Genomic DNA, 25,088 nt, shown 5'->3' on the forward strand with positions numbered 1-25,088 from the left:
CGAGGCGGCGGTCCCCCGCGTCCCTCCCGCGAGCGAACCTGCACCCCCTACCGGGGTAGGGGGTCGGCGATCGGGATCCGGGCGACGACGGCGAAACCGCCCTCGGCGGTGGGCCCGGCCTCGACGATGCCGCCGAGCGCGGTGACCCGCTCGCGAGATCCCGCCAGGCCCAGCCCCGAGCCGGGGATCGGCTCCTGGACCGTGCCCGCGGCGTCGTTGGTGACGGCGACGTGCAGGGCGCCGTCGGCCGCGCTGACGCGCACGTCGATGGCGGCGCCGCGGGCGTGGCGCAGCGCGTTGCTCAGCGCCTCCTGCACCACCCGGTAGGCGGTCAGACCCACCGTCGGCGGCACCTCGGCGGGGTCGATGCGGGCGCTGATCGAGGCTCCCGAGGCGCGGCTGGAGGCCACCAGCTCCTCGACGTCCGCGAGTCCGGGCAGGGAGGCCTGCTCGAGCGAGTCGTCGGTGCGCAGGGTGCTCAGCAGCGAGCGCATCTCCCCGAGCGCCTGCCGGGAGGAGGCGGCGATGTCCTCGAACTCCTGCTCGGCCCGTGCGTCCAGTCCAGGCAGGCGGAACTTCGCGGTGCCGGCCTGCACGGTGATCACCGACATGGAGTGGGCGACCACGTCGTGCAGCTCGCGGGCGATGCGGCCGCGCTCCTCGAGCTCGTAGCGGCGCCGCATCTCCTCGGCGCTGAGCGTCTGCGCCTGCTCGACGCGGCCGCTGAGCAGCACCCACTGCCGCACCGTGAGCCCCAGCAGCACGACGGTGCCGCTGATCGCCACCAGCACCACCCCGTTGGTCATCACCGCGCGCAGGGCCGGTCCGGACAGCACCGCGGGGTCGATCACCAGCAGGGCGCCCAGGGTGAGCACCGCGCCCGCCGACCACGTCGAGACCGCCCAGAACCAGCGGTGCAGGACGGCGAGGACGGCCAGGGTGAGGCAGTGGGCCAGCAGCGCGGTCACCGGCCAGGGCCACGGCGCCACGGCCTGCTGGGGGAGGGTGGCGAACATCGTCGCCAGGGCCGCCACCACGGACAGGGACAGCCCCGCCCAGGGCCAGCGCACCGCCAGCAGCGGCGCGACGCCGTGCGCGATGGTCACCACCATGGCGAGCGCGGGATCGACCGCGTAGACCGCGGCGGTGACCGGCCAGGCGACCACCACCAGCACGAAGGCCAGGAAGGCGACGGTCATCCGGGTCCAGGCGCTGTCGCGCAGGGGCCCGTCGGCCGAGGGGGGCGGGACGGGGCGGGTGCCGGGCCCGGGGCGGACCCGTGTGGCCGCCCCGCCCAGCAGGGGCGCCGAGACCACCGCGTCCAGCAGCGCCAGGGCGTGCACCATGGCCGGCAGGGAGAGGGCCAGCGCCAGTCCCACGACCAGGGCCAGTGCCCACTGTCCGGGCACGGCCGCGCCGCCGACGGGCAGCAGGCGTCCCCAGCTCCAGAAGGTCAGTCCCGCCGCGGCGCCGCCGGCCCAGACCAGCGCGGTGCCGGCGGTGAGCATCCTCACCGGCAGCGCGATCAGCGCCTCGAAGGCCAGGTCGAGCCAGCGCCGCGGATCGGTCACCAGGCGCAGCGTCCCGGCGGCGCCGAGCCCGCGGGCCCGGTACCGGGGCGCGGTGATCTCGAGCCCCCAGCGGCGCAGGCGGGCCCGATCGGCCTGCGCGAACAGCGAGGCCAGGGCCAGGGTCAGGGGGAACAGCAGCACCCCGACCCAGACCACGGCGAGGGCGGCCGAGATGGCGGCCAGCGGCCACAGCACGAGGACCGCGAGGAGCGTGAGCAGCAGCCCGGGCAGCACCAGCGCCAGGTCCCGGCGCAGGCGGCCCAGAGAGCGGCGGTCAGGGATGAGGAGCATCGGCGGCGCCTCCCGGGCGGCGGGGATACTGTGTCGCCATGGTCCCCCCTGTGCAGTCCGACCTCCGGGTGCTGATCGTCGACGACCAGTCGATGATCCGCGGCGGCTTCGAGGCGCTGCTGAACGCGCAGGAGGGCATCGAGGTGGTGGGCACCGCGGCCGACGGCGCCGGCATCACCGAGGTGGTGGGCCGCACCCGCCCCGATGTGGTGCTGATGGACATCCGCATGCCGCACGTGGGCGGGCTCGACGCGACCCGGGCGGTGCTCGCGATGCCCGGCACTCCGCCGCGGATCATCATGCTGACCACCTTCGATGCCGACGAGTACGTGTTCGCCGCCCTGCGCGCGGGGGCGAGCGGATTCCTGCTCAAGGATTCCACACCCCAGGAGCTGGTCCATGCGGTGCGGGTGGTGGCGGCCGGGGAGTCGCTGCTGGCCCCCCGCGTCACCCGCGCCCTGATCGCCGACTTCGTCGGCCGGCCCGAGCGCGCGGCCCACCCCGAGGCGATGCTGTCCGTGCTCACCGAGCGCGAGCTGGACGTGCTGCGACTGGTCGCCCGCGGGCTCGCGAACCGGGAGATCGCGGGCGAGCTGTTCATGGCCGAGCAGACGGTCAAGACCCACGTCTCGCGGATGCTCTCGAAGCTGGCGCTGCGCGACCGCACCCAGCTGGTGGTCGCCGCCTACGAGTCCGGGCTGGTCCGCGCCGGCCAGTAGGCCCGCGCCCCGCGCTCAGCCCAGCGCCGCCCAGAACAGGGAGACGGCGCCGGTCAGGCTCAGCGCCGAGAGCCCCAGCAGCAGCGCCCCGATCCGGGTCCTCGAGCGCTGCACGGCGGACGGGGCGGGCGCGTCGATGATCGGCGCGGACGCCACCGGCGCCGGCGGGACCGGCGTCGGCGGCGCGGGAGCCGGGCTCGCCGCACCGGTGCGCGCCACCAGGCGCTCGTGCAGGCCCGGGGACCGCTGGGCGAGGGACGCCGGACCCTCCAGCGGCACCTCGGGCAGGTCGCGGTCCGCCGCGATCCGGTCGGGGACGCTGAAGCGCTCGCCGCGGGCGGTGCGGGACCAGTGCGCCACGGGAGCGGTGAGCAGGGGGATCGCGTCCCGCGCCTGCGCCGCCGTCGGCCGCTGGGCGGGGTCGGCGGCCAGCATGGCGCGCAGCAGCTGCCCGAGCGGCCGGGCGGCCGGATCGGGCGCGGCGGCCAGCACCGCGGTGACCTGCTCGGCGAGGTCCGAGGGAGCGGGGCGCTCGCCCGGCGGCCGGGGCGCGAGCGCCTCGAGGGCGCAGGCGGCGGCCGCCCAGACGTCCTGCGCGGCGGAGGAGACCCCCGCGGTGAGCACCTCCGGGGCCATGAAGCCCGGGGTGCCGTGCACGAAGCCGGTCGCCGTCAGCCGCACGTCGCTCTCGTGCAGGGCGATCCCGAAGTCGGCGAGCAGCAGGTGCGCAGCGGCCTCCCCGGTGCTGTCCAGCAGCAGGTTGGCCGGTTTGACGTCGCGGTGCACCCAGGAGCAGGCGTGCATCGCCGCCAGCGCGTCGAGCAGCTGACGCAGCAGCTGGGCGACCAGCGCGGGGGACAGGGCGCCGTGCTCGGCGAGGGCCCCGGCCAGGGTGCCGCCGTGCACCAGCGGCATCACCAGCACGATGGTGTCGTCCTCCGCGACCCAGGTGTACGGGGGCAGCAGGTGGGGGTGGCGGCCGAGGCCCTGGGCGGTGCCGACGCTCTGCTCGCGCACGAAGCGCAGCACCTCGGCGCCGTCGCGCTGACGCATCACCTTGGCCGCGCAGATCGCGCCGTAGCGGCGGTCGATCGCGCGCCACAGGGACCCGGAGGCGCCCCGGGCGAGCGGTTCGAGCAGCTCGATGCGGCCTGCGATGACATCCGACATGATGGGTCATGCTAGGCCACCGCCGCAGAGACCAGGAGAGCGCATGACCCGCAGCGCACGCACCGCCCGGCCCTCGCTCCGCGCCCCGGCGCTGGTGGCCGCGCTGGTCTGGGCTCTGGTGCTGGCCGGGCCGCTGCCCGCCGCACCCGCCGACCCCGCTGCGGACGGCACCGGACCGGAGCATGCGTACGCCGCCGAGGGACGCTCGGTCGAGGGCGGGGCCTCGCTGGCCCAGGCCCCGCTGATCGAGCCGGGGATCCACCGCGACGTGCTCGCCAGCGGCTCGGCGGAGGTCCATGACGACGGCGCCGTGGCGTACTACCGGATCGCTGTCGAGGACGGGCAGCGGGTGCATGCCGCCGCCACCCTCGCCGCCCCTCCCTACCCCGGCGGGCTCCCCGAGGACGCCGAGGCCCTGGCGCTGGGACTCGGCTTCCTGACCGCGGCGGGGGACGCCTGCCAGGGCGGCGGCGCGCAGACGGTGGGGGAGAGCACGACGGGCGACGGCCCCCTGACCACCACTGCCGTCTCCGACGTGCTGGGCCCCGACGGCTGCGCGGGCGAGGAGCTGTTCCTGCGCGTCGTGCGCGCCGGGCCGCGCGCGGCCGAGGTGCCGCTGCCCGTCGAGATCCAGGTCGCGATCCAGCCGGCCGGCATCGGCGGCGGCGCGCCGGCGGTGGAGGAGGAGATCGAGGACGACGGCGCCTCCCCGGTCTCGCCCGCCGACACCGCGCCGATCGCGCTGGGCCGCTCCTTCGCCGCGGCCACCCCGCTCGAGCCGGGCTCCTACGTCCTCGAGCTGCTGCCCGGGGAGACCGGGCTGGTCTCCGTCGACGTGCAGGAGGGACAGCGGCTGCGCTGGCGCACCGAGGTCACCGCCGTGCCCGAGGAGGAGCCCGGCACGCTCGCCCTGCGCGTCTTCGACGCCGTCCGCTCCCCGGTGAGCGTCGGCGGCGGCACCTGGTCGCTCAGCAGCGGGGACCGGGTCGCCGGGGGCGGCATGGCCGCGCCCGTCGACCTCGGCAACCGCAGCGCGGAGCTGCCCGCAGTGCGCTCGGCCTGGCTGCCGGGGGTGCACACGGTCCAGCTGCAGCGCCTCCAGCGCCCGGCCGACGCGGACCCCGCCGGCGCCGGGCCCGTCACCCTGATCCTCACCCTCGAGGTGGAGGGCGAGGTCGCGCAGGACGCCGCCGAGGGCACCGTGCTGCAGCTGGGGGACACGTCCGCGGCGACCGCGCCCCGCCTCGCGCTGCTGATCGGCGGGGGGCTGCTGACGCTGATGGCGCTGCTGACCGGGGTGGCCGGGGTGCTCGTGCTGCGGCTGCGCCGGCCCTGACTCAGCCCGCCCAGGCCTCCCACAGCCGGGCGTAGTCGCCGCCGCGGGCGACCAGCTGCTCATGGCTGCCCTGCTCGACGACCGCGCCGTCGGCCATCACCAGGATCCGGTCGGCGACCATGGCCTGGGAGAGCCGGTGGGCGACGATGATCGTGGTGCGGCCGCGGGCCACCTCGAGCGCCGCCCGCTCGAGCACCCGCGCCCCCGAGGAGCCCTCGTCGGCCGTGGCCTCGTCGAACACCAGCACCGCCGGGTCCTGCAGCGCGACCCGGGCCAGCGCGAGCTGCTGGGACTGCTCGGACGAGAGCCGCTCGCCCTTCTCCCCGACCTCCGTGTCCAGCCCGTGGGGCAGGCGCTCGACCCAGCCGGCGGCGTCGACCCGGGCCAGCGCCGCCCACAGCTCCTGATCGCTCGCCTGCGGACGCGCCAGGCGCAGGTCCTCCCGCAGAGTCCCGCGGAAGACGTGGACATCCTGGCTGACGATCGAGGAATGGGAGCGCACCGCCTCGAGGTCGGCCCGGGCGAGATCGGCGCCGCCGTGCAGGACCCGGCCGTGGCGGGGCGTCAGGGTGCCGGCGATGATCGCGGCCAGCGTCGATTTGCCCGCGCCGGAGGCCCCGACCAGCGAGACCACCTCGCCGGGGGCGATCTCGAGGTCGATCGGCCGCAGCACGGTCCGCTCGCTGCCGTCCTCGCGATGGCCGTAGGCATGGCTGACGCCCTCGAGCCGGATCGAGGCGTCGCGCGGACGCTCCGGGCCGGGGGAGGCGGCGGGGTCGATCGCGCTGATCACACCGACCATGCGGGAGACGCTGGCGACCGCGGACTGCACCTCGTCGAGGTTGAAGATCACCGACATCATCGGCCAGAACAGGCTGATCAGGTAGATCCCCGCGGCGGTGACCAGGCCGATCGGGGCGCCCGCGACGTGGACCATCACGAAGCCGAGCACCAGCACCAGCAGCAGGGCCAGGTTCTCGGGGATGCTGATCAGCGCGACCAGGCGGCCCACCAGGTACATCACCCGCATCCCGAGCACCGAGGCGGTCTCCGAGAGCACCGCCACGTGGCGGGTCTCGCGCCGTTCGATGCCGTAGGCGTGCACGGTGGGGATGCCGTGGATCGCCGAGAGCAGACCCTGCGCGCGGGCGCCCATCGCGATCCGCTCCCGGCGGTACAGCGGCGCGGTGCGGCGCAGGTACCAGACGGCGGCGGCCACGTACATCGGGACCACCAGGAGCACCAGGATCAGCAGCCATGGGGAGAGGGTCGCCATCCCGATCATGGTCACCGCGACGTAGAAGCCCATCTGGATCAGCGAGGGCACGAGGTTGTTCACGGCGCGCGCCGCGACGTCGACGTCGTCGGCCACCCGGGACAGGGCGTCGCCGATGCCGGAGCGCTCCATGGTCTGCGCGGGCAGGTCCAGGGCGCGGTCGATGACGTCCTCGCGCATCCCGGCCAGGATCCGCTGGCCCAGCGCCGAGACCATCGACCAGCCCACCGCGGCGAGCACCGCCTGCACGGCGGCGACGGCGAGGATCTGGGCGCCCAGCACCCAGCCGTCGCGCTCGCTGCCGCCGCCGGCCACCACGTCGACCGCCGCCCCGATCAGCCGGGGCAGGATCGCCCCGGCCGTCGCCGCCCCGATCGTCACCGCGAGCGTCGCGAGCGCCGCGCCCCAGTGCTCGCGCAGCCGGCCCAGCATGAAGCGCAGCGTGGCCCGGGCGTCGGCGATCGGCAGCAGCTGGGCGTGCTCGGCGAGCTGGCGCTGCGCGGTCGCGTCGTCGCCGAGCACCTCGTCGAGCGGGCGCTTCCAGTCGAGGTCCTTCATCGCTGCACCATCTCCCGGTAGTCGTCGAGCTCCTCGAGCAGCTCGAAGTGGGCGCCGGCGGCGGCCACCCCGCCCGCGCGCACGTAGACCACCCGGTCCGCCTCCCGCAGCAGGGCGGGGGAGCGGGTGACCACGAGCGTGGCGCGGTCGCTGCGGCGACGCGCCGCCACCAGGGCCTCGGCGATGTGCTGCTCGGTGACCGCGTCGACCGCGGTGGTGGGGTCCTGCAGCACCAGCACCGGGGTGTCGGCGGCGACGGCGCGGGCCAGGGCGATGCGCTGGCGCTGGCCGCCGGAGAGGTTCGCACCGCGGTCCAGGATCCGGGAGTCGTAGCCCTCGGGCAGGATCCGCAGCAGGTCGTCGGCCCCGGCCGCGTGCAGGGCGGCGTCCGCCCAGCGGTCGTCGCTGCCGTCGGTGGCGGTGCCGTCGGGGGCGCGGGTGGCGAGCTGCTCGCGCAGGGTGCCGTCGAAGAGGTCCACCACATGGGGCTCGACGAGCAGGTCGGAGCGCAGGGCGGCCCGCTGCTCCGGGCGGATCCGGCGCTGCCCCACGCGCGCGCCCGCGTCCACGCGGCCGCTGACGGCGTCGATGACCTCCTCCGCGTCCCGGGCGTCGGCGCAGGCCAGCGCCACGACGCTGCCGTCCTCGACGCTCAGGCCGAGGGCGGGCAGGTGCAGTCCGCCGGCGGCGCCGCGGCGCTCCTGCGGCGCCCCGGCCCCGGCGCCGCGGTCGTCGCGGGCGGTGGAGAGCGCGTCCAGGGTGAGGGCGGGGTCGTCGACCGAGCGGCCGAGGTCCCGGAACAGGTCCCGCACGCGGCGGGCGGAGGTGGACATGCTCGCCCACCACACCGGCATGGTCGCCAGGCCCTGCAGCGATCCCATCACCTGGCGGGCGACGCCGACCACGGCGATCAGCACCCCGATGCCGAGCTCGCCGCGCAGGCCCAGGACCACCGCGATGACCACCACCGCGGCCATCATCGCGCCGGTGACCAGTGTGGTCAGCCCCGAGGACAGTCCCGAGTAGCGGGCGTTGACCAGGGCCGCCTCGAGCGCCACCCGGGAGCGGCGGCGGTACTGGGCGCGGGCCCGGGACTGCACGCCGAGCCCCTGCAGCACGCGCAGCCCGTGCACCAGGTCGGTGGCGGTGGCGGCGGCCTCGGCGGCCTGGGTCTGCTGGGCGTCGTAGCGCCGGGACAGGGTCGGGGCGATCACCCGCACCACGATCACCATCACCGCGATGCCGGTGAGCATCGCGGTGCCCAGCCACAGGTCCTGCAGGGCCATCCAGACCGTCGCGGCGAGGATCACGATCCCCGAGGGCACCACCCACGGCAGCATGTCCAGCACGTCGGAGGCCTTGTCGGCGTCGGAGGTCGCGATCGAGAGCACCTCGCCGGCCGGTCGCTCGATCGGCCGGGAGCGGGGGTCCAGGACCGCGCCGGTCAGGCCCACCCGCAGCCGGTGCCGCTCGTACAGGCACGCCTTCTGGCTCTCGATGAAGGTGTAGACCCACAGCACCATCCCCACCAGGCGCACGCCGATCAGGACGGCGGCCCCGAGCAGGGTCAGACCGAGGTCCCCGGCGACGATGCCACGGTCGATGACCAGCCCCAGCAGGATCGGCATCGCCATCTCCGCGGCCTCGGAGAGGGTCGCCAGCGGCAGCACCACCGCGAGCATCCGCGGATGGGCGCGCAGGATCGAGGACATCACGCCCCGGGACCGCACGGGAGGATCGGCCGTGGTCACGGTCGTGGACGCCGCGGTCGCGGCGGAGGGGGAGGAGGCATCGAGCACTCGACGAATCACACCCTATGGATCAGCGCGGCGCAACCTGTTTAGACGCCCGGACCGCGCGGGACGGGACGGTGACAGAATGGCGGGAGTCCGCACCCCCGAGCCAGGAGCCGTCATGACCGCGCGCACCGTCGAACTGTTCGTCGATCCCGTCTGCCCCTTCGCCTGGATGACCAGCCGCTGGCTGCTGCACGCCGCCGAGGTGCGCGAGATCTCCCCGCGGTTCTCGGTGATGTCCCTGTCCGTGCTGAACGAGGGCCGTGACCTGCCCGAGGGCTACCGCGCCTCGATGGACCAGTCCTGGGGGCCGGCGCGGCTCGCGGTCGCGATCGACCGCGCCGAGGGCAACGAGGCCTTCGCCCGCTGGTACACCGCCTGGGGGGAGCGCTTCCACGTGGGCGGCGAGCAGGACGACCGCCGGGCCGTGGCGGCCGCGGCGCTCGCGGCCGCGCAGCTGCCCGCCTCCCTGCTGGACGCCTACGACCCGGTCGCCGGCGACGAGATCGACGAGGCCCTGCGCGCCTCCCACGACGGCGCGATCTCCCGCGTCGGCTCCGACGTCGGCACCCCGGTGATCAGCTTCGGCCAGGGCACCGCCTACTTCGGTCCGGTCCTCTCGCCCGCCCCGCGGGGCGAGGCCGCCGGCGCCCTGCTCGACGCGCTCGAGACCATGGCCGGCATCGAGGGCTTCTACGAGCTCAAGCGCTCCCGCAGCGGCGACATCGACTTCAGCTGATCCCCTCCACCTTCTGCACGTCCTTCCCCGAAAGCGAGACCCTGATCCATGCGAGTGCACATCGGCACCGACCACGCCGGCTTCGAGCTGAAGAACCGTCTGGTGACGGCGCTCGAGGGCAAGGGGCATGAGGTCGTCGACCACGGCGCCCACCAGTACGACGCCCTCGACGACTACCCGCCGTTCTGCACCGACGTCGGCGAGGCCGTGGTCGCGGACCCGGGCTCCCTCGGCGTCGTCATCGGCGGCTCCGGCAACGGCGAGCAGATCGCGGCCAACAAGGTCCCGGGCGTGCGCGCCGCGCTGGTGTGGAACCAGGACACCGCGCGCCTGGCCCGCCAGCACAACGACGCCAACGTCATCTCCGTCGGCGCCCGCCAGCACAGCGAGGAGGAGCTGGAGGCCCTGATCGACCTCTTCCTCGCCGAGCCGTTCAGCGGCGAGGAGCGCCACCAGCGGCGCATCGACATGGTGGGCCGCTACGAGCGCAGCGGCGGCTACGAGGACCCGAAGAGCACCGGCGCGCCCCTGGTCCCCTGATGCCCGAGGGTCATACCGTCCACCGGCTGGCCGCGGCCTTCGAGCGCGCCTTCGGCGGCCAGCCGGTGCGCACCTCGAGCCCGCAGGGCCGGTTCGCCGAGGCCGCGCAGCTGGACGGGAGGGTGCTGCTGGGCGCCGGGGCGGTCGGCAAGCACCTGTTCCTGCCCTTCGCCCCCGCGCCCGACGTCGACCCCGCCTCCCCGGTGGTCCGGCACGTGCACGTCCACCTGGGCCTGTACGGCTCCTGGACCTTCGCGGGGGAGCCCGGCTTCGCGCTCGCCCGCGCGATCGGCGCCCCGCGCCGCCGGGTCGGTGAGCAGGAGGAGGCGCTCGGGGCCGAGGAGGCCGCCGACTGGCGTCGCCTGGTGCCGCGGCCGACGGTGCGGCTGCGGATCGCCGGACGCTCGGGACTGGCCGATCTCACCGGCCCCACCGCCTGCGAGGTGCTCGACGCGCAGGGCCGCCAGGACATCCTGGACCGGCTGGGCCCTGATCCATTGCGGGCCGACGCCGACCCCCGGCGTTTCGTCGAGGCCGTGCGCCGCTCCCGCAGCTCCATCGGCGCGCTGCTGATGAACCAGCGCATCGTCGCCGGGATCGGCAACATCTACCGCGCGGAGCTGCTGTTCCGCGCCCGGCTGGATCCGCTGGTGCCGGGGCGGGACCTGAGCGCCGGACTGCTCGAGGAGATGTGGGAGGACCTGGTGGCGCTGATGGCCTACGGCGCCCGCACCGGCCGGATCGTCACCACCCAGCCGGAGCACCGCGACCTCGAGGCGCGGATCCTCGAGCGCTCCCGCGGCGCCCGGCAGAACGGCGACGAGGAGGCGGGGGTGGTGCCGCGCGAGAAGTCCTTCTACGTCTACCACCGCCAGACCCTGCCCTGCCGGCTCTGCGGCACCGCGGTGCGCTCCGGGGAGATCGCCGCGCGCACCGTGTTCTGGTGCCCCCGCTGCCAGAGCAGCCGCAGCCGCCGGGCGAGCTGGACCCGCGAGCACCCGGCGGCGCCGTGGGCGCTGGCGACGCGCTGCGACGGCGAGGCGGCCGCATGAGCGTCCCGGGCCGCGGCGGCAGTACCCTGTCCGCCATGCCCGCCCCCGATGCCGCCGCCCCCGTGCTGCGCCGCGCCGCCCTGGCCGACCTCGACCCGCGCACGCTGTACCTGCTCGCCAAGCTTCGCCAGGACGTCTTCAGCCTCGAGCAGAAGGCCCCCGATCCGGACCTCGACGGCCGCGACCTCGAGCCCACCACGACCCTGATGTGGCTCGAGCTGCCGAGCCCGCCGGCGAGCGCCGCGGACCTGCCCGGGACGCCGGTGGCCCATCTGCGGGTGCTGCGCGAGAGCGACGGCACGGTGCGGATCGGCCGCATGGCCGTGCACGCCGAGCATCGGAAGTCCGGCTACGGGCGGCAGCTGATGACCGCGGCGATCGCCGTCGCGCGCGAGCTCGCGCCCGCCGCGGAGGTGCACATCAACGCCCAGGCCTACCTCGAGCGGTGGTACGCCTCGATGGGCTTCGCGACCGTCAGCGAGGTGTTCCTGGAGGCCGGCATCGAGCACGTGGCGATGGTGCTGCGGCACCCGCAGGTCTGAGCCGGCGGCCGCGGACCGGCCTCAGCCCCGCTCGCCCTGCGCTGCCTGGATCAGCGCGATGATCTCGGAGCGCTCGAAGAACCGCGCCGTCTCGATCCCGCTCGGGGTGCCCAGGTCCGGATCGGCCCCGGCGGCCACCAGCGCCGCGGCGACGTCGGCGAAGCCCTTGAAGGCGGCCCCGGCCAGCGGGGACTGACCGCGGTCGTTGATGCGGTCGACGTCGGCCCCGCGGGCGGCGAGCTCCCGCACCAGCGGCGCATGGCCGTGGTACGCGGCGAGCATCAGCAGGGAGTTGCCGGCGCTGTCGCTGAGGTTCACCGGGACGCCGCGCTCGAGCACCGGCAGCAGCGTCCCGGCGTCGCCCTGCCGGGCGGCGTCGAGCAGGGAGGTCGCCAGGGCGATGAGCTCCTCGTCCTGGGAGGGGTCGAGCGGGGACCGGGTCTCGTCGTTCACCGCTCCAGGGTACGACGCCCCGGGCGCCCTCACCGCAGCAGCAGCTCGGCGATCGCCGGCCACACCAGCAGCCCCACCCCGATCAGGGCGCCGGGCACATCGGCCGGGCCGAAGCGGCTGGGCTCGGCCCAGCTGCGGTCCCGCGCGGTCGCGAAGCCGCGGGAGTCCATCGCCAGCGCCTGCTGCTCGGCCCCGCGCAGGGTGTCCACCAGCAGGGCGAGGGTGGCGCCGGCCAGCAGGCGCGGGGAGGTGGCGCGTCCGAGCCCACGACGGATCCGGGCGGTGGTGATGGTCTCCCACTGCCGGCCCAGATGGGTGACCCGCACCAGGGCGACCACCCCGGCGGCGACCGGCCGGGCCGGCAGGTGCAGCCGCTGGGCGAGCGCGTCCCCCAGCGGGGTGGCCTGCACGCTGCCGAGCGCGAGCACCCCGGGCGCCACGAAGGCCGTGATCCGGGCGGCCTCCTTGAGGCCCAGCAGCCAGGCCTCGCCCGACAGCGCAGGGGCCTCGCCCAGCAGCGCCGTGGTCCAGGCCAGCCCCGCGGCCGAGAGCAGGATCGGCAGCAGCCGCAGCGCTCCGCCGCGCAGGCTCCGCACCGCCAGCGGGGCCAGCGCCGCGCTCGGCAGCAGGGCCAGCAGGCCGCCCTGCCAGCTCTGCACGGCGAAGGAGCCGATCGCGGCGAGGATCCCGATCAGGCACAGCGTCAGCGGGTTCAGCGCATCGGCCGGGATCCGCCGCCGCGCGGGCGGCGGCACCTCCTCGCCGCGGGGGGCGGGCAGCTCGAGCCGGTGGTCCGCGCGCTGCACCAGCTCGTCGTCGTGGGTGGCGACCAGCACCGCGCAGCCGCCGGCCCTCGCCGCGGCCAGCAGCTCGCCCACCGCGCGGCGGAGGCGGGCGTCCAGGCCCACGGTGGGCTCGTCGAGCACCAGCAGATCGGGCCGCTGGGCGAGGGCGGCGACGATCGCGACCCGGCGCTGCTCGCCGCCGGAGAGGCGGTGGGGATGGGCGCCGGCGAGATGGCTCAGGCCCGCCCGCCCCAGCAGTGCGTCGGCGAGCTCGGGGTCCTCGGCCCAGGGGGAGGCCAGCAGCTCCTCGCGCACGGTGGCCGCGACGAAGGAGTGCTCGGGGTTCTGGGGGACGCTCGCGATCCGCGGCGGCTCGGGCCGCGTCACGGTGCCGGTGGCGGGCTCGCCGGGGCCGAGCAGGGCCCGCAGCAGGGTGGACTTGCCGGCGCCGCTGGGCCCGGTCAGCACGGTCAGGGCGCCGGCGCGGACCTCGAGGGTCAGCGGCTCGCGCAGTCCTCGCGCGGGCACGGTGACCTCGTGCAGGGCGGCGATCACGGGGCCGGGCGCGCGGGGCGGCGGGGGCGGGGTCGTGGCTGTGGGCGGCGCGAGCAACCCGGCCTCCACCAGCGCCGCGCGCTGCTGGTCCAGGACCGTCGCGGGCTCGCCGTCGGCGAGGATGCGGGCCTGCGGCCCGAGCACGATCAGGCGGTCGACGTGGGGGAGCCAGGGGCCCAGGTGGTGCTCGACGACCACCAGGGTGCGGTCGCCGGCGGCGTCGAGGACCGCCCGGCGGACCTGCGCGGCGGTGTCGGCATCGAGCATGCTGGTGGGCTCGTCGAGCAGCAGCAGGTCCGGTCCCAGCGCGAGAGCGCCGGCGAGGGCGATGCGCTGCTGCTGACCGCCGGAGGTGTCCAGCGGGGCGCGGGCCGGATCGAGGTCCACCTGGGCGGCGGTGAGGGCTGCGGCGGCGCGCCGGCGGATCTCGGTGCGCTCGAGCCCGGCGTTCTCCGGGCCGAAGGCCGCGTCCCGTCCGATGGTCGCCGCGACCAGGGCGTGGGCGGGGTTCTGCAGCAGCAGTCCGCGCTCCCCGGGCCGCTCCGGCGCCGGCAGCAGGCCGCTGCCCTCGCCGGACTCCGGATCCAGGAGGCCGGCCAGGGCCCGCAGCACGGTCGACTTCCCGCTGCCGCTGGCCCCGGCCAGCAGCACCCGCTGACCGTCCGGGATGCTCAGGGTGAGGCCGGCGATCGTGGGTTCGCGCCGGGAGAGGGGGCGCCAGCGCAGGGCGTCCAGGTGCAGGGCGGTCAGGGTGCTCAGGCCTCCGCGACCCGGGTGTGCTCCCGGCCGGCGGCCAGGGAGTCCACGGCGCCGGTGGCCACGATCGCGCGGCTCGCGGCCCAGCCCAGGACGCCGCACAGCAGGGCCCCGGAGAGCACGAAGAAGCCGAGCATCGCGCCCGAGAAGGCCCAGCTCATCTCCTGGTAGTAGGCGAACTTCTCCCAGCCCCATTCGAGCACGGCCGACAGCACCCCGCCGAGGATCGCGACCGGCAGGGTGAAGGTGCGGTAGCGGGTGAGCAGGAAGGCCAGCTCGACGCCGCCGCCCTGCATGAGTCCGGACACGGCGGTGCCCCAGCCCCATTGGCTGCCCAGCAGCATCGAGAGCACGGCCGCGATCATCTCGGCGAGCAGGGCGGCACCGGGCTTGCGGACGATGAGGGCGGCGAGGATCGCCGGCAGGAACCAGATCCCGGCCAGCAGGCCCTCGGCGGGCTTGAACGCGGTGGTCAGCGGTCCGATCAGGGTGTAGAGCTGTCCGTAGCCCAGGAACGCGACCCCGAAGGCGGCCCCGATCAGGACGGTGACCAGCAGGTCCACGGTGCGGTAACGAGTCATCATGTCTCCTTCCTCGATGGAAGGGGCGCGCCGGGGCCGATGGCCCCGCGCGGATATATCCCGACTCCCTACGCCGGTATTGACCGGATCAGGTTCGAGGGTCTGCGCCGAGGCGCACTCTCAGCACCGGTCGGTGCTCCCCTGTCAGCGGATGACGAGACGCATCCTATCCTGCCGGGGCAGCCCTCTCGGCGCCCTGCCTCAGCGGCGCGAGCGGATGGCCTGGTCGACCGCGTCGGCCGTCGCCTGCGGGTCCACCGGGGAGATCAGGTAGTTGGTCGTGCCCCGGCCGATGATCTCGACGACGGTGCCCGGGCCGGTGACCATGATCCGGCAGGGCTGCTTCGTCGCGGCCGTGGTGAAGACCTTCCGCTTCCCGACCGGGGTGAGCTCGTGGGGCCCGGCGGAGAGGACGCTGCCGCGCCGCCAGCCGTAGCCGCCGATGCTCGCGCCCGCGCTCGCGGCCGGCAGGGTGCGCAGCTGGACGGTCCGGAAGTCCGCCAGCGGCCAGGAGCGGCGGGGGAGGATCCCGCCCAGGCTCACCGTGAGCCCGCGTTCGTCGACGACGAAGCGGGTCCACTGGGTCGCCCAGGTCCACACCGCGAGCCCCCCGAACAGCACCACCACCAGGGCGGTCGCCTCGATCGTGGAGCGCTGGGCCATCAGCACGGCGAGCAGGGCGCCGACGCCCACGGTGATGCCGATCCGGGTCCAGCCGATGGCCGAGGGACGGGTCGCCCCGACGTGGACGGGCGGATCCGGCCTCACCAGATGCTCACCCGCTGCTCGGGGGCGCGGAACAGGGCGTCGCCCTCGGTGACGTCGAAGGCGGTGTGGAACGCCTCGAGGTGCCCCACCACGGTGTTGCAGCGGAACTCCATCGGGGCGTGGGGATCCACGGCGAGGCGGCGGATCGCCTCCTGGGGGCGGTTCTTGCCGCGCCACACCGTCGCCCAGGACAGGAACACCCGCTGCAGGCCGGTGAAGCCGTCCAGCTCGGCCGCGACCTCCTCGGCGGAGCGGCTTCCCAGGTAGGCCTTCACGGCGATCGAGAGCCCGCCCAGGTCGCCGATGTTCTCGCCGATGGTGAGCGCGCCGTTGACGCGGTGGGTGTCGTCGAGGTCGCGCGGGGACAGCTCGGAGTACTGGGAGATGAGCAGGGCGGCCCGCTCGTCGAAGGCCTCGCGGTCCTCCGGGGTCCACCAGGAGAGCAGGTTGCCGTCGCCGTCGTACTTGGAGCCCTGATCGTCGAAGCCGTGGCCGACCTCGTGGCCGATCACCGCGCCGATGCCGCCGAAGTTCACCGCGTCGTCGGCCTCCGCGTCGAAGAAGGGGGGCTGCAGGATCGCGGCGGGGAAGACGATCTCGTTGCGACCGGGGTTGTAATAGGCGTTGACCGTCTGCGGGGTCATGTGCCATTCGGTCTCGTCGATCGGGCCGCCGACCTTCGCGTACTCGAACTCGGCGTCGAAGCGGCGGGAGGCGCGGACGGTGGCCACCAGGTCCCCGGGCACGATCTCGAGCCCGTCGTAGTCGCGCCACGTCGAGGGGTAGCCGATCTTCGGGGTGAACTTTTCGAGCTTCGCAAGCGCCTTCTGCCGCGTCGCAGGGGTCATCCACGCAAGGCCCGTGATGGACTCGCGGTAGGCGTCCATCAGCGCCTCGACGAGGTGGACCATGCGCTCCTTGTGGGAGGCGGGGAAGTGGCGGGCGACGTACTCGCGGCCGACGGCGAAGCCGACGACGCCCTCGACGAAGGCGACGCCCCGCTTCCAGCGCTCGCGCAGCTCCTCGGCGCCGGAGAGCACCCGCCCGGAGAACGCGAAGTCCTCCTCCACCAGCGCTGCCGGCAGGTAGGGGGCGTAGGCGGAGACGGCGTGGACGGCGAGCCAGGCGCGCAGCACCGCGAGGTCCTCGGCGGCGAGCAGCTCGGCGGCGACGGGGACGAACTCGGGCTGCCCCACCGAGACCACCTCGAAGGCCCGCGCCGGGGCGCCGGTGCCCTCGACGTAGGCGTCCCAGGCGAAGGAGGGGGCCAGCGCGCGCAGCTGGGCGGCGTCCATGGGGTTGGAGGACTTCTCGCGGTCGCGCAGGCGGACCACGTCGACATGGCAGGCCGCCAGGCGGGTCTCGAAGTCCATCACCGCGCGGGCGAGGGCGTCGGCGCCCCCGGCCGGCAGGCCGTCGCGGCCCGGCAGGTCGGCGAGCTCGGCCAGCCGCGCCAGGTGGCCGACGTACGCCTCCCGGATCGCGGCGTAGCGCTCCTCGCGGTAGTAGGACTCGTCCGGCAGTCCCAGTCCGCCCTGGTGGAGCTTGACCTGGTAGCTGCTGGAGTCGTGGTCGTCGGTCCAGACGTAGGACACCAGCACGGAGGCGCCCGAGTCGGGGGCGGCCATGGTGCGGGTGAGGGCGGTGAGGTCCGCGGCGGCGGTGATGGTGCCCAGCAGGTCCTCGAGCACGGCGGTGCCGGCCTGCTCGATCGCCTCGGTGTCCATGAACATCCGGTACAGCGCGCCCACCCGGGCGTGGTCCGTGGTCGGCACCTGGTGCGGGGCGCGGTCGCCGTCGTCGGCCGCCGCCTCCTCGACGATCTCGCGCACCCGCTGCTCGGACAGGTCCCGCAGGGCGTGGAAGGCGCCGTCGCTCGAGCGGTCAGCCGGGATCTCGTGCTCGCGCAGCCAGCGTCCGTTGACGTGGCCGAACAGGTCGTCCTGGATCCGGATCGCTTCGTCGACCTGGTCGAGGACGAGGCCGGAGGGACGGGCGGGGGTGGGGGCAGCGGTCATCATCGGCTCCTGCGGGGGTGAGAGGCGGGTGGGGCGGCGCGGATCAGAGGGCGAGCAGCCCCAGCGAGGCCAGGCCCACGGTGACCAGGCCCAGCACGAAGGGGGCGTAGGCCCAGGGGCTGCGGGAGCGCTCCGCGGGGGCGAGGCGCTGCAGCACCAGGGTCGACAGGCCGGTGCCGATCGAGAGCACGGCGGTCCCGATCACCAGCACGGGCGAGAGGATCACCAGCACGGTGGCGCCGAGCTGGAACATGACGGTGCCGGCCACGTCGAGCAGCCGCATCACCACGGTGGAGCGGGCGCCGACGCGCTGCGAGAGCAGGGTCGAGATCGCGTCCTCGGACCATTCGCCGGGTCGCGCGATCCGGCGCCGGGTGGTGACGGTCTGGGCGGTGGACAGGATCACCCACACCAGGGCGCAGCCGGCGCCCACCCACACCCCGAGCTCGGCGCGGATGTCGCCGGGCCACAGCAGCAGCGCCAGCAGCACCGCCGCCACCCGCAGCAGCTCGTCGACGACGCTGCGCACGGCGAGAAGGCCCGGGTTGACCGCCAGCTGCCGGCGGGTGCGGGAGACGAACAGGCTGGTCGCCACCAGGGACACCAGCTGGGCGGCGCCCAGGCCGAGGCCCAGCAGCAGCGGCACCGGGGTGACCGGCGCGAACGGCAGGATCGCGATGAGCATGATCACACCGAGGGCCGGGATCAGCAGCGCCTGGATCGACAGGCCCTTGACGAGATCGCGGACCAGGTCCGCGCCCGTGGGCGGATGGTCGTGCCCGGTGTGGTCGTGCGGGTCCTCGCCGGGGCGGTTCTCGCAGTGCGGATCAGCGGCTGCGGGGGTGTCGGTCATGGGGCTCCTTCTCGGTCCCCACCAGGGTAGCGGTGCCCGGACGCGTTACTGTCGGGGTGGGACCACGAGCACGGGAGGACGGAGCCGATGACGAGCACGCAGACGGGCCTTTCCCCGGCGCAGCGCCAGCGCGCCGTCGGCAGCGTCGTCGCGGCCGCCACGGGCGACGCGCTGGGTGCGCCCTACGAGTTCCAGTCCCCGGTGGTGGACTCCGAGGACATCGACATGATCGGCGGGGGCGTCCTCGGCTGGGAGCCGGGGGAGTGGACCGACGACACCTCGATGGCGATCGTGGTCCTCGAGGCCTCGCTGGCCGCCTCCGACCACCATGACCTGCGCATCGAGACCGCCCAGGACCACATCGCCCGCGAGTGGTACTCGTGGTCGCTGGGCACCCCGGACATCGGCACGCTCACCGCGCAGGTGGTGCGCATCGCGGCCGACCATGCCCGGGCCGATGGCCATTACGCGCCGCGGGCGGCCGACTTCCGGGCCGCCGCCGCGCTGGTCTTCGAGGAGCTGCCGGCCTCGGCGGGCAACGGCTCCCTGATGCGGGTGCACGCCTCGGTGCTGCCCTACCTGCTCTCGCCCGAGGACGATGCGGTCGAGGGGATCGACGCGGTGTGCCGCTTGACACATGTGCACCCCGACACCACCGAGGCCTGCATGCTGTGGGGCCTCGCGGTGCGCCACGCGATCCTCACCGGCGAGCTCGACGTGCGGGTGGGCCTGCACCGGCTGAGCCCGGAGCGGCGGACGCTGTGGACCGAGCGGATCGAGGAGGCGGAGGTCTCCGAGCCCGCGATGTTCCGCCGCAACGGCTGGGTGGTCGGCGCCTTCCAGGCCGCCTGGGCCGCGATCACCGAGGCCGGCCCGATCCCGACCGGGAAGTTCGCCCAGCGCGACACCCTGGTGGCCGCCCTCGACGCGGCCGCTCGCGCCGGCTACGACACCGATACCGTCACCTGCATCACCGGCGCCCTGATGGGGGCGGCGCTGGGACCGAAGGCGGTGCCGCCGGAATGGCGGCGGATGCTGTTCGGCTGGCCGGGCTACGAGGTCGACGAGCTAGTGGGTCTGGTCGAGCGCGTGATCGAGCCGATGGTCCGCGACGCCGGCGAGGGGAGCTGACCATGGCGGCGAGCCCTGCCGTCGCGGCCGGCCGCGAGCCCTGGCGGCTGCGGATCCTGGCCTGGAACCTGTGGGAGCTGCGCGGGGACCTGTCGGCCCTGGTCGAGACGATCTGGGACCTCGCCCCCGATGTGCTGCTGGTGCAGGAGGCGCCGCGCTTCGTGCTGCCGGCGGCGCGGCTGGACTGGCTGGCCCGCCAGGTCGACCGGCGGGTGCTGGTCGGGGGCGCCGGCGGGCGCGGCCTGGCGATCCTGGCCTCCGACGCGGTCGCCGCGCAGGTGATCCGGCGGGGCGCGCACCCCGTCGCGCAGCAGCTGACGGACCTGAACTCGACCTACCCGCGCGGGGTCGCCGCGGTGCGGCTGTCGATCCCGGGCGGCGGCGCGGTGGTGGTCGCCTCGACCCACCTCGCGCTGCAGGAGGACAACCGTCGCGCGCACGCCGAGCATCTGTCCGCACTGGTGCGCGGGGCGGGGGCGCCGGTGATCGTGGGCGGGGACTTCAACGAGACGGCCGACGGTGCGGCGCGCACCTTCCTGGCCCCGCTGCTGCGCGACCCGGCCGCCCAGAGCGAGCTCACCTTCCCGGCGGCGGGCCCGCAGCGCCGCATCGACGCGGTGCTGGTCACCGACGGCGTGCAGGTCGAGCAGGCGCGGGCGGTGCGCTCCACGGCGCGGGTGGATGCGGAGCGGCTGTCCGGGGCCTCGGACCACCTGCCCACGCTGGTCGACGTCGCGCTCTGATCCTGCGGCCCCGCCCCGGCGTGCCGGGCGGGGTCATCAGGCGCTGAGCGTCACGGCTGCACGCGCAGCCCCGTCGCCAGTGCCACGACGTCGTCCTGCCAGCCCACGTGGCGGATCGCGAGGCCGCCGGGGACCTCCCCGACCACGGTGAGCTGGGTGCGGTAGGAGTCCACCGCCCGGCGCACGGCCGCGGCGGTCCCCGGATGCTCGCGGCGGGCGATCGCGGCCCCCTCGCCGGGAGCGGGGGAGGCGGGGGCGGCCTCGATCTCGCTCGCGATCTGGACCAGCGGCGTCCCGGTGCGGGCGCACGCCGCCGCGGTCACCTGATGGGCGCGCACATGATCGGGATGGCCGTAGGTCCCCTCGTCGTCGTAGCCGATCACCGCCTCCGGTCCCACGTGGTCGATCAGGGCCACGAGATCGGCGACGGCCTCCTCGAGAGGGCGGTGGGAGAAGCTGTCGGGGCCGGAGGTCGGGGAGGGGCCGGCCAGACCGGCGCGGAGCCACTGCATGCCCGAGTCGCGGTAGCGGCGCTCGGCCGCACCGGGGGCCAGGGCGGGGGCGGTGCCGAGCCAGTGCCGCTCGGCCAGGCCGAGCGCGGCGGTCGCGGCGGCGATCTCCGCTTCCCGGATCTCCTCGAGCGGCCGCGTGTCCTCGGGAGCGATCGCGCCGGCCACGACCTCGCCCTCCTCGCCGCGGGTCGCGGTCACCAGCACCACCCGGGTGCCGGCGGCGACCAGCGAGGCCAGCAGGGCGCCGGTCGAGAGGGACTCGTCATCGGGGTGCGCGTGGACGGCCAGGACCGTCCGCGCGTCATCGAGCAGCTGCCAGGGATCGGCGCTCATGCGGTGGCTCCGGGGGTGCGAGGAGGAGTGATGATCTGCGCGTAGAGGGAGGCGAGGGAGGCGGCGCTCGCGTCCCAGCTGCGGGTGGCGGCGAACTCGCGCGCCGAGCGCACTGCGATCCGGTAGCCCTCCTCGTCGTCGAGCAGGCGCTGCAGGGCCTCGGCCCAGACGTCGGGGTCGCGGCTCTCGAGCACGAGGCCGTCGGGGCCGACGGCCTCCTGGACGCCTCCCGCCCAGCGCCAGGCGATCACCGGGGTGCCGCTGGCCTGGGCCTCGAGGGCGACCAGTCCGAAGGTCTCCGACCAGCTCGTCAGCAGCAGCGCCCCCGCGCAGCGCATCGCCTCGGCGAGCTCGTCGCGCCCGAGCGAGCCGACGAAGCTCACGCGGTCCTCGACCCCCAGCTCGCGGGCGAGCTGCTCGAGCTCGTCGCGGTAGTGCTGGAAGTCCTGGGAGACGCCGCCGGCGAGCACCAGTCGCGCCTCGAGGGCGGGGTCGAGGTGCGCGAGGATCTCGAGGGCCAGGTCGGGGGCCTTCAGGGGCTGCAGGCGGGCGGTGAACAGCAGCGTCGGCCGACGCCGTCGCTCCGCGACATCGGGGCAGGGGCGGAAGCGGTCGATGTCCACGCCGGGGCGGACCACCGCGAGCCGTTCGCCCGGCACCCGGTAGCGCTCGCGAACGGTGCGGGCCTCGGCCTCGGAGACGGCGACCACGAGGTCGGAGCCGGTGGCGACGAACTGCTCGCCGGGGATGCGGCCGACGGACTCCGCCGGCTCCCCGGCGTCCAGCGTCCGGGCGTCCTCCGGTGCCGCGACGGAATGGAAGGACTGCAGGTGGGGGATGTCGAGCTCACGGGCGAGGGGGACGGCGGCGACCCCGCTGAACCAGTGGTGGGAGTGGATCAGGTCCCAGTCGCCGCTGGTCAGGTGCTCCCGCAGCGCCTGCCGGAAGGGGGTGATCGCCTGCTCCATGGCGCTCTTGGCGAGCGGCGCGGCGGGGCCGGCGTCAAGGTGGTGCAGCCGGACGCCGTCGGCGACCTCCACCACCGCCGGGGCGTCCGGATCGCTGCGGCGGGTGAAGAGGTCGACCCGGTGGCCGAGCCGGGCGAGGGCGAGGGACTGCTCGAGCACCACCACGTTCATGCCGCCGGCGTCGGCGCCGCCGGGTTCCTCGAGCGGGGAGGTGTGCAGGGAGATCGCAGCGATGCGGAGCGGAGGGGCCGACATGTCCGCCATCCTAGGCGGGAGGGCAGCGCGGCCCGGGACGGTGTCGAGTTCGCTGATGACGAAACTTCACGCGTCCTGCGTCACGGGAAGTTGAAAAGGGCACGGGCATGATAGAGCCTGAAACGCATGGATACGGCGGAGAAGGTGGACTGGGCGGCATTGAACGCCCATGCAGCGGGCCGCCCTGCCCGTCGACTGGTGGCGAAGGCGATCGCGGCCGCAGGTGGTGATCGCCGTCCGGGGGTCGTGCTGGACCTCGGTGCCGGCGCCGGTGCCGATTCCCTGCAGTTCGCGCGACGCGGGTGGACCGTGCACGCCTACGACAGCGACGACACCCTCGCCGCCCGGCTCGTCGAGAACGAGCGGATGTCCGGCTCGGTGCAGTTCCACCACACGGACATCGTCGACGTCGAGCAGTTCCCGACCGCGCAGATCGTCTACTCGACGTACACCCTGGGCCTGCTGGGTCCGACGGCGCTGCCCGAGGTCTGGGCGAAGCTGCGGGCCGCCCTGCCGCGCGGTGGGGTGATGGCCGTGGACATGTTCGGCATCAACGACTCCTGGGCCGAGCGCCCCGACGTCGCCACCCTGCCGCTCGAGGAGATCGACGCGATGTTCCGCGGTTTCCAGATCATCGACCGCTCCGTGCGCGATGAGGACGGCCGTTTCCTCGCCGACAAGAAGCACTGGCATGTCATCACGACCCTTGCGCGGAAGCTGAGCTGAGAGCTCAGCACTCGGGGACCTGAGAACGGACCTGCCGGGTGCGTTGGTTCGAGCGCGACGCTGCGGTCGAATGACGCGGTGATCGAGCGAGTGACGCGGTGATCGAGCAAAACGTGCCGCGCCTGAAGTCCTCGCCGGTCCTACGGGGGCGGCGCATCGGGTGGCCGAGCTTCCTGCGCCGGCGAGTCCTCCGTGCGGACGTCTCGCGTGCCGGGTGCGAGCAGCGGGCGGCGTCGGCTGCTCCCGATCGCCCCGTGCGGACTCCGCCACCCCCAGCCGAAGGGCGGCATGGCATGCGGCGGCGATGCCGCCGGAGGCTGCTCGGTGAGAGGTTCCCGCGGAGCGGGTGGGAGCGGCGTCGCCTCGGAGGCGCCGACAGCGGGTTCTTCGGCGTCGGGTTCGGATTCTCCGGGCTCAGACGCTTCGTCGCGGGCGACCACCGTGCGAACCTCTGCGCAGTCCGCGGGCGCCGGCGGCGTCAGCTCCCATCGGCCGAGCTCCTTGAGCAGGTTGCAGCGGACGCACAGCCCCTGACCATTGGCGTAGGTGGTCGGCCCGCCGCGGCTGTAGGGCACGGCGTGGTCGATCTGGCGGATCATCGCGTTGCACCAGGGCGTGCGGCAGGTGACGTCACGCCACCTGATCATGCGAGCGAGCCCGGCGGGGAAGCGGCGCGCGCGGGACTCCATCCCGATCAGCTCGCCGCTGCGGGGGCTGGCGTACAGCCGCCGGTAGAACGCGGTGACGTCACGATCCGGGTGCTCCGCCTCTTGATGACGCAGGTGCCCCGGAGGTGAGCCGCGCAGGGTGTCGGTGACGACGTGGGCAGGGATCGCCCCGTATCCCTCGAGCCGGGCGCACTCGGTGTCATCGCCGCGGCCCAGCAGCGCGGTGTCGGTGATCACGATGCCGACATCGAGTCCGGGGGTGGGGCTCGGGCGCCGGCCGGCGGTGCCGGACCGGTCGCCGGCGACTCCGGTACGGACGGCATCGACCAGCAGATCCGCCTCGAGGGCCGGGACGGATTCCTTGGCACCCGCTGCGCGCAGTGACTCCGCGCGCGTGCGCAGCGCCTGCATCATCCCGACGGCGTCGATCCCGCGCAGGATGGCGGTCACCCGGGCCATCCCGTCGGCCAAGGGGGTCATGGTCACGTGCCGCGATCGGGCAGCGCGCTCGGCGCGCTCGCGGGAGGTCTCCGGCTCGAGGCGCTGGATCATGGTCTCGAGATCCGACCGCAGTTCCTTCTGCCCCTTGCCCTGGAGCGTCTCCGGGTGATCGGCGATCATCTGGTCGATCCGGGCGCAGGTGGACGGGTCCGCCCCGTCGAGGGAGCTCGCTACGGTGGACGCCTGGCGCTCGGTGAGGTCGCCCGTCCAGAGGGAATCGATGGTGCCGGGCATGTGCTGGACCAGTCGACGCGCGGAGGCGAGCGAGAACGCGGAGGACGCCGGGGAGACCCGGCGGGCGAGGCCGATCTCGTGGGCCGCACCGCGTCCCTGCTTCGCGACCGGCACGCCCTGCTCCTGGTCATCCCGGCGGATCCGCTGCTCCGCGGTGACCTGCCAGGCCGCGTCGACCGCGGAGAGCGAGGAGCGGAGGTGATCGATCCCCGCCAGCACCGCGAGAGCCTCATGGGCGGTGCCCGGGGCGGTGTCCGGCAGGGGGTCCCGCACCGAGGAGGTGCGGGTGAACGCCACCAGCGTGGCGGCGAGGATCTGCGCGAGCAGCGTGCGTGCCTGGGGACTCGCGTCGTAGGCGGAGAGACGGGCGGCGACCGCGCTCAGGGAGTCGTCCGGCGCCGGGCTGCCAGCACGACGGGAGTCATCTCCGTCGGGCGGCGTGCTGGGTGCTGGCGTCGTCTCCATTTCTCAATGATACGTGCGTTCGAAACGTGACCACAGAGTCACCGGGAAAACTGTGGATGACGTTCTGGTCTGTGGATATCGGTGTGGAAAAGGAAGGACTGTGGAGGAATGGTGCTGCGATGAATGGTCGACGCGGCCGTCCGAGCGGACGTTGTCGTGCGGGTCGGGACTGCTGCGACCTGGATATCAGGCT

Annotated in this window: 22 protein-coding genes and 1 riboswitch; of the genes, 9 read left to right on the top strand and 13 right to left on the bottom strand. The window is 74.7% G+C overall.

The window, feature by feature from the left end:
• Positions 1-47: 47 nt before the first annotated feature.
• Positions 48-1,862 carry a histidine kinase gene (locus ACOJUI_RS05975; RefSeq protein ID WP_422117157.1) on the bottom strand — a complete coding sequence of 605 codons (1,815 nt, stop codon included), beginning with the start codon at positions 1,860-1,862 and terminating at the stop codon, positions 48-50.
• Positions 1,863-1,900: 38 nt separating this feature from the next.
• Between ACOJUI_RS05975 and ACOJUI_RS05980 the strand changes: the two genes are divergently transcribed.
• Complete coding sequence (locus tag ACOJUI_RS05980; RefSeq protein WP_422117158.1) at positions 1,901-2,581, top strand: response regulator; 681 nt, start codon at positions 1,901-1,903, stop codon at positions 2,579-2,581.
• 15 nt (positions 2,582-2,596) lie between these two features.
• Here the strand turns inward: ACOJUI_RS05980 and ACOJUI_RS05985 are convergent, their stop codons facing one another.
• Positions 2,597-3,751: a serine/threonine-protein kinase gene (locus ACOJUI_RS05985; protein ID WP_422117159.1), complete on the bottom strand. Its 1,155-nt coding sequence runs from the start codon at positions 3,749-3,751 to the stop codon at positions 2,597-2,599.
• A gap of 43 nt (positions 3,752-3,794) precedes the next feature.
• On the opposite strand from ACOJUI_RS05985, the gene ACOJUI_RS05990 reads away from it, so the two are divergent.
• Positions 3,795-5,087: a hypothetical protein gene (locus ACOJUI_RS05990; RefSeq protein ID WP_422117160.1), complete on the top strand. Its 1,293-nt coding sequence runs from the start codon at positions 3,795-3,797 to the stop codon at positions 5,085-5,087.
• 1 nt (position 5,088) lies between these two features.
• On the opposite strand, the gene ACOJUI_RS05995 is transcribed toward ACOJUI_RS05990, so the two are convergent.
• Positions 5,089-6,921: an ABC transporter ATP-binding protein gene (locus ACOJUI_RS05995; RefSeq protein WP_422117161.1), complete on the bottom strand. Its 1,833-nt coding sequence runs from the start codon at positions 6,919-6,921 to the stop codon at positions 5,089-5,091.
• Positions 6,918-8,720, bottom strand: coding sequence for an ABC transporter transmembrane domain-containing protein (locus ACOJUI_RS06000; RefSeq protein ID WP_422117162.1), 1,803 nt, complete (start codon positions 8,718-8,720; stop codon positions 6,918-6,920). The genes ACOJUI_RS05995 and ACOJUI_RS06000 overlap by 4 nt, the downstream gene beginning before the upstream one ends.
• A 115-nt stretch (positions 8,721-8,835) precedes the next feature.
• Here ACOJUI_RS06000 and ACOJUI_RS06005 point away from each other — a divergent pair, with 115 nt between their 5' ends.
• From ACOJUI_RS06005 to ACOJUI_RS06020, 4 genes are read left to right on the top strand one after another with little or no spacing between them, the layout of a single operon-like run.
• The gene (locus tag ACOJUI_RS06005) at positions 8,836-9,456 is read left to right on the top strand and encodes a disulfide bond formation protein DsbA (protein WP_422117163.1); all 621 of its coding nucleotides are present in this window, start codon (positions 8,836-8,838) and stop codon (positions 9,454-9,456) included.
• A 48-nt stretch (positions 9,457-9,504) separates the two neighbouring features.
• Positions 9,505-9,996 carry a ribose-5-phosphate isomerase gene (locus ACOJUI_RS06010; RefSeq protein WP_422117164.1) on the top strand — a complete coding sequence of 164 codons (492 nt, stop codon included), beginning with the start codon at positions 9,505-9,507 and terminating at the stop codon, positions 9,994-9,996.
• The gene (locus tag ACOJUI_RS06015; protein WP_422117165.1) at positions 9,996-11,048 is read left to right on the top strand and encodes an Fpg/Nei family DNA glycosylase; all 1,053 of its coding nucleotides are present in this window, start codon (positions 9,996-9,998) and stop codon (positions 11,046-11,048) included. Before ACOJUI_RS06010 ends, ACOJUI_RS06015 begins: the two co-directional genes overlap by 1 nt.
• Positions 11,049-11,083: 35 nt before the next feature.
• On the top strand, positions 11,084-11,590 hold the full coding sequence (locus ACOJUI_RS06020; protein WP_422117166.1) for a GNAT family N-acetyltransferase: 507 nt from the start codon (positions 11,084-11,086) through the stop codon (positions 11,588-11,590).
• Between the two features lie 21 nt (positions 11,591-11,611).
• Here ACOJUI_RS06020 and ACOJUI_RS06025 read toward each other — a convergent pair whose 3' ends face one another.
• The 6 genes from ACOJUI_RS06025 to ACOJUI_RS06050 form a co-directional block, all read right to left on the bottom strand.
• Entirely contained in the window at positions 11,612-12,043 is a 432-nt protein-coding gene (locus tag ACOJUI_RS06025) for an ankyrin repeat domain-containing protein (protein ID WP_422117167.1), read from the bottom strand.
• A gap of 29 nt (positions 12,044-12,072) precedes the next feature.
• Complete coding sequence (locus ACOJUI_RS06030) at positions 12,073-14,034, bottom strand: ATP-binding cassette domain-containing protein (protein WP_422117168.1); 1,962 nt, start codon at positions 14,032-14,034, stop codon at positions 12,073-12,075.
• A gap of 104 nt (positions 14,035-14,138) precedes the next feature.
• Entirely contained in the window at positions 14,139-14,720 is a 582-nt protein-coding gene (locus ACOJUI_RS06035; protein WP_422117169.1) for an ECF transporter S component, read from the bottom strand.
• A gap of 48 nt (positions 14,721-14,768) precedes the next feature.
• Positions 14,769-14,873: riboswitch (TPP riboswitch) on the bottom strand.
• A gap of 48 nt (positions 14,874-14,921) precedes the next feature.
• Positions 14,922-15,488, bottom strand: a complete 567-nt coding sequence (locus ACOJUI_RS06040; protein WP_422117170.1) for a hypothetical protein — start codon at positions 15,486-15,488, stop codon at positions 14,922-14,924.
• Positions 15,485-17,506, bottom strand: coding sequence for a M13 family metallopeptidase (locus tag ACOJUI_RS06045; protein ID WP_422117171.1), 2,022 nt, complete (start codon positions 17,504-17,506; stop codon positions 15,485-15,487). Before ACOJUI_RS06045 ends, ACOJUI_RS06040 begins: the two co-directional genes overlap by 4 nt.
• Positions 17,507-17,549: 43 nt before the next feature.
• Complete coding sequence (locus ACOJUI_RS06050) at positions 17,550-18,359, bottom strand: hypothetical protein (RefSeq protein WP_422117172.1); 810 nt, start codon at positions 18,357-18,359, stop codon at positions 17,550-17,552.
• Positions 18,360-18,446: 87 nt separating this feature from the next.
• On the opposite strand from ACOJUI_RS06050, the gene ACOJUI_RS06055 reads away from it, so the two are divergent.
• Complete coding sequence (locus ACOJUI_RS06055; RefSeq protein WP_422117173.1) at positions 18,447-19,490, top strand: ADP-ribosylglycohydrolase family protein; 1,044 nt, start codon at positions 18,447-18,449, stop codon at positions 19,488-19,490.
• A gap of 2 nt (positions 19,491-19,492) precedes the next feature.
• Positions 19,493-20,233 carry an endonuclease/exonuclease/phosphatase family protein gene (locus ACOJUI_RS06060; protein WP_422117174.1) on the top strand — a complete coding sequence of 247 codons (741 nt, stop codon included), beginning with the start codon at positions 19,493-19,495 and terminating at the stop codon, positions 20,231-20,233.
• Between the two features lie 50 nt (positions 20,234-20,283).
• Here the strand turns inward: ACOJUI_RS06060 and ACOJUI_RS06065 are convergent, their stop codons facing one another.
• Positions 20,284-21,078, bottom strand: a complete 795-nt coding sequence (locus tag ACOJUI_RS06065; RefSeq protein ID WP_422117175.1) for a PIG-L family deacetylase — start codon at positions 21,076-21,078, stop codon at positions 20,284-20,286.
• Entirely contained in the window at positions 21,075-22,301 is a 1,227-nt protein-coding gene (locus ACOJUI_RS06070) for a glycosyltransferase (protein ID WP_422117176.1), read from the bottom strand. The genes ACOJUI_RS06065 and ACOJUI_RS06070 overlap by 4 nt, the downstream gene beginning before the upstream one ends.
• A 126-nt stretch (positions 22,302-22,427) precedes the next feature.
• Between ACOJUI_RS06070 and ACOJUI_RS06075 the strand changes: the two genes are divergently transcribed.
• Complete coding sequence (locus ACOJUI_RS06075; RefSeq protein ID WP_422117177.1) at positions 22,428-23,027, top strand: class I SAM-dependent methyltransferase; 600 nt, start codon at positions 22,428-22,430, stop codon at positions 23,025-23,027.
• Positions 23,028-23,167: 140 nt separating this feature from the next.
• Here ACOJUI_RS06075 and ACOJUI_RS06080 read toward each other — a convergent pair whose 3' ends face one another.
• Entirely contained in the window at positions 23,168-24,895 is a 1,728-nt protein-coding gene (locus tag ACOJUI_RS06080) for a DUF222 domain-containing protein (protein WP_422117178.1), read from the bottom strand.
• Between the last annotated feature and the right edge of the window lie 193 nt (positions 24,896-25,088).

It is taken from the genome of Brachybacterium sp. UNK5269 (assembly GCF_049266655.1).
Classification (GTDB): domain Bacteria; phylum Actinomycetota; class Actinomycetes; order Actinomycetales; family Dermabacteraceae; genus Brachybacterium.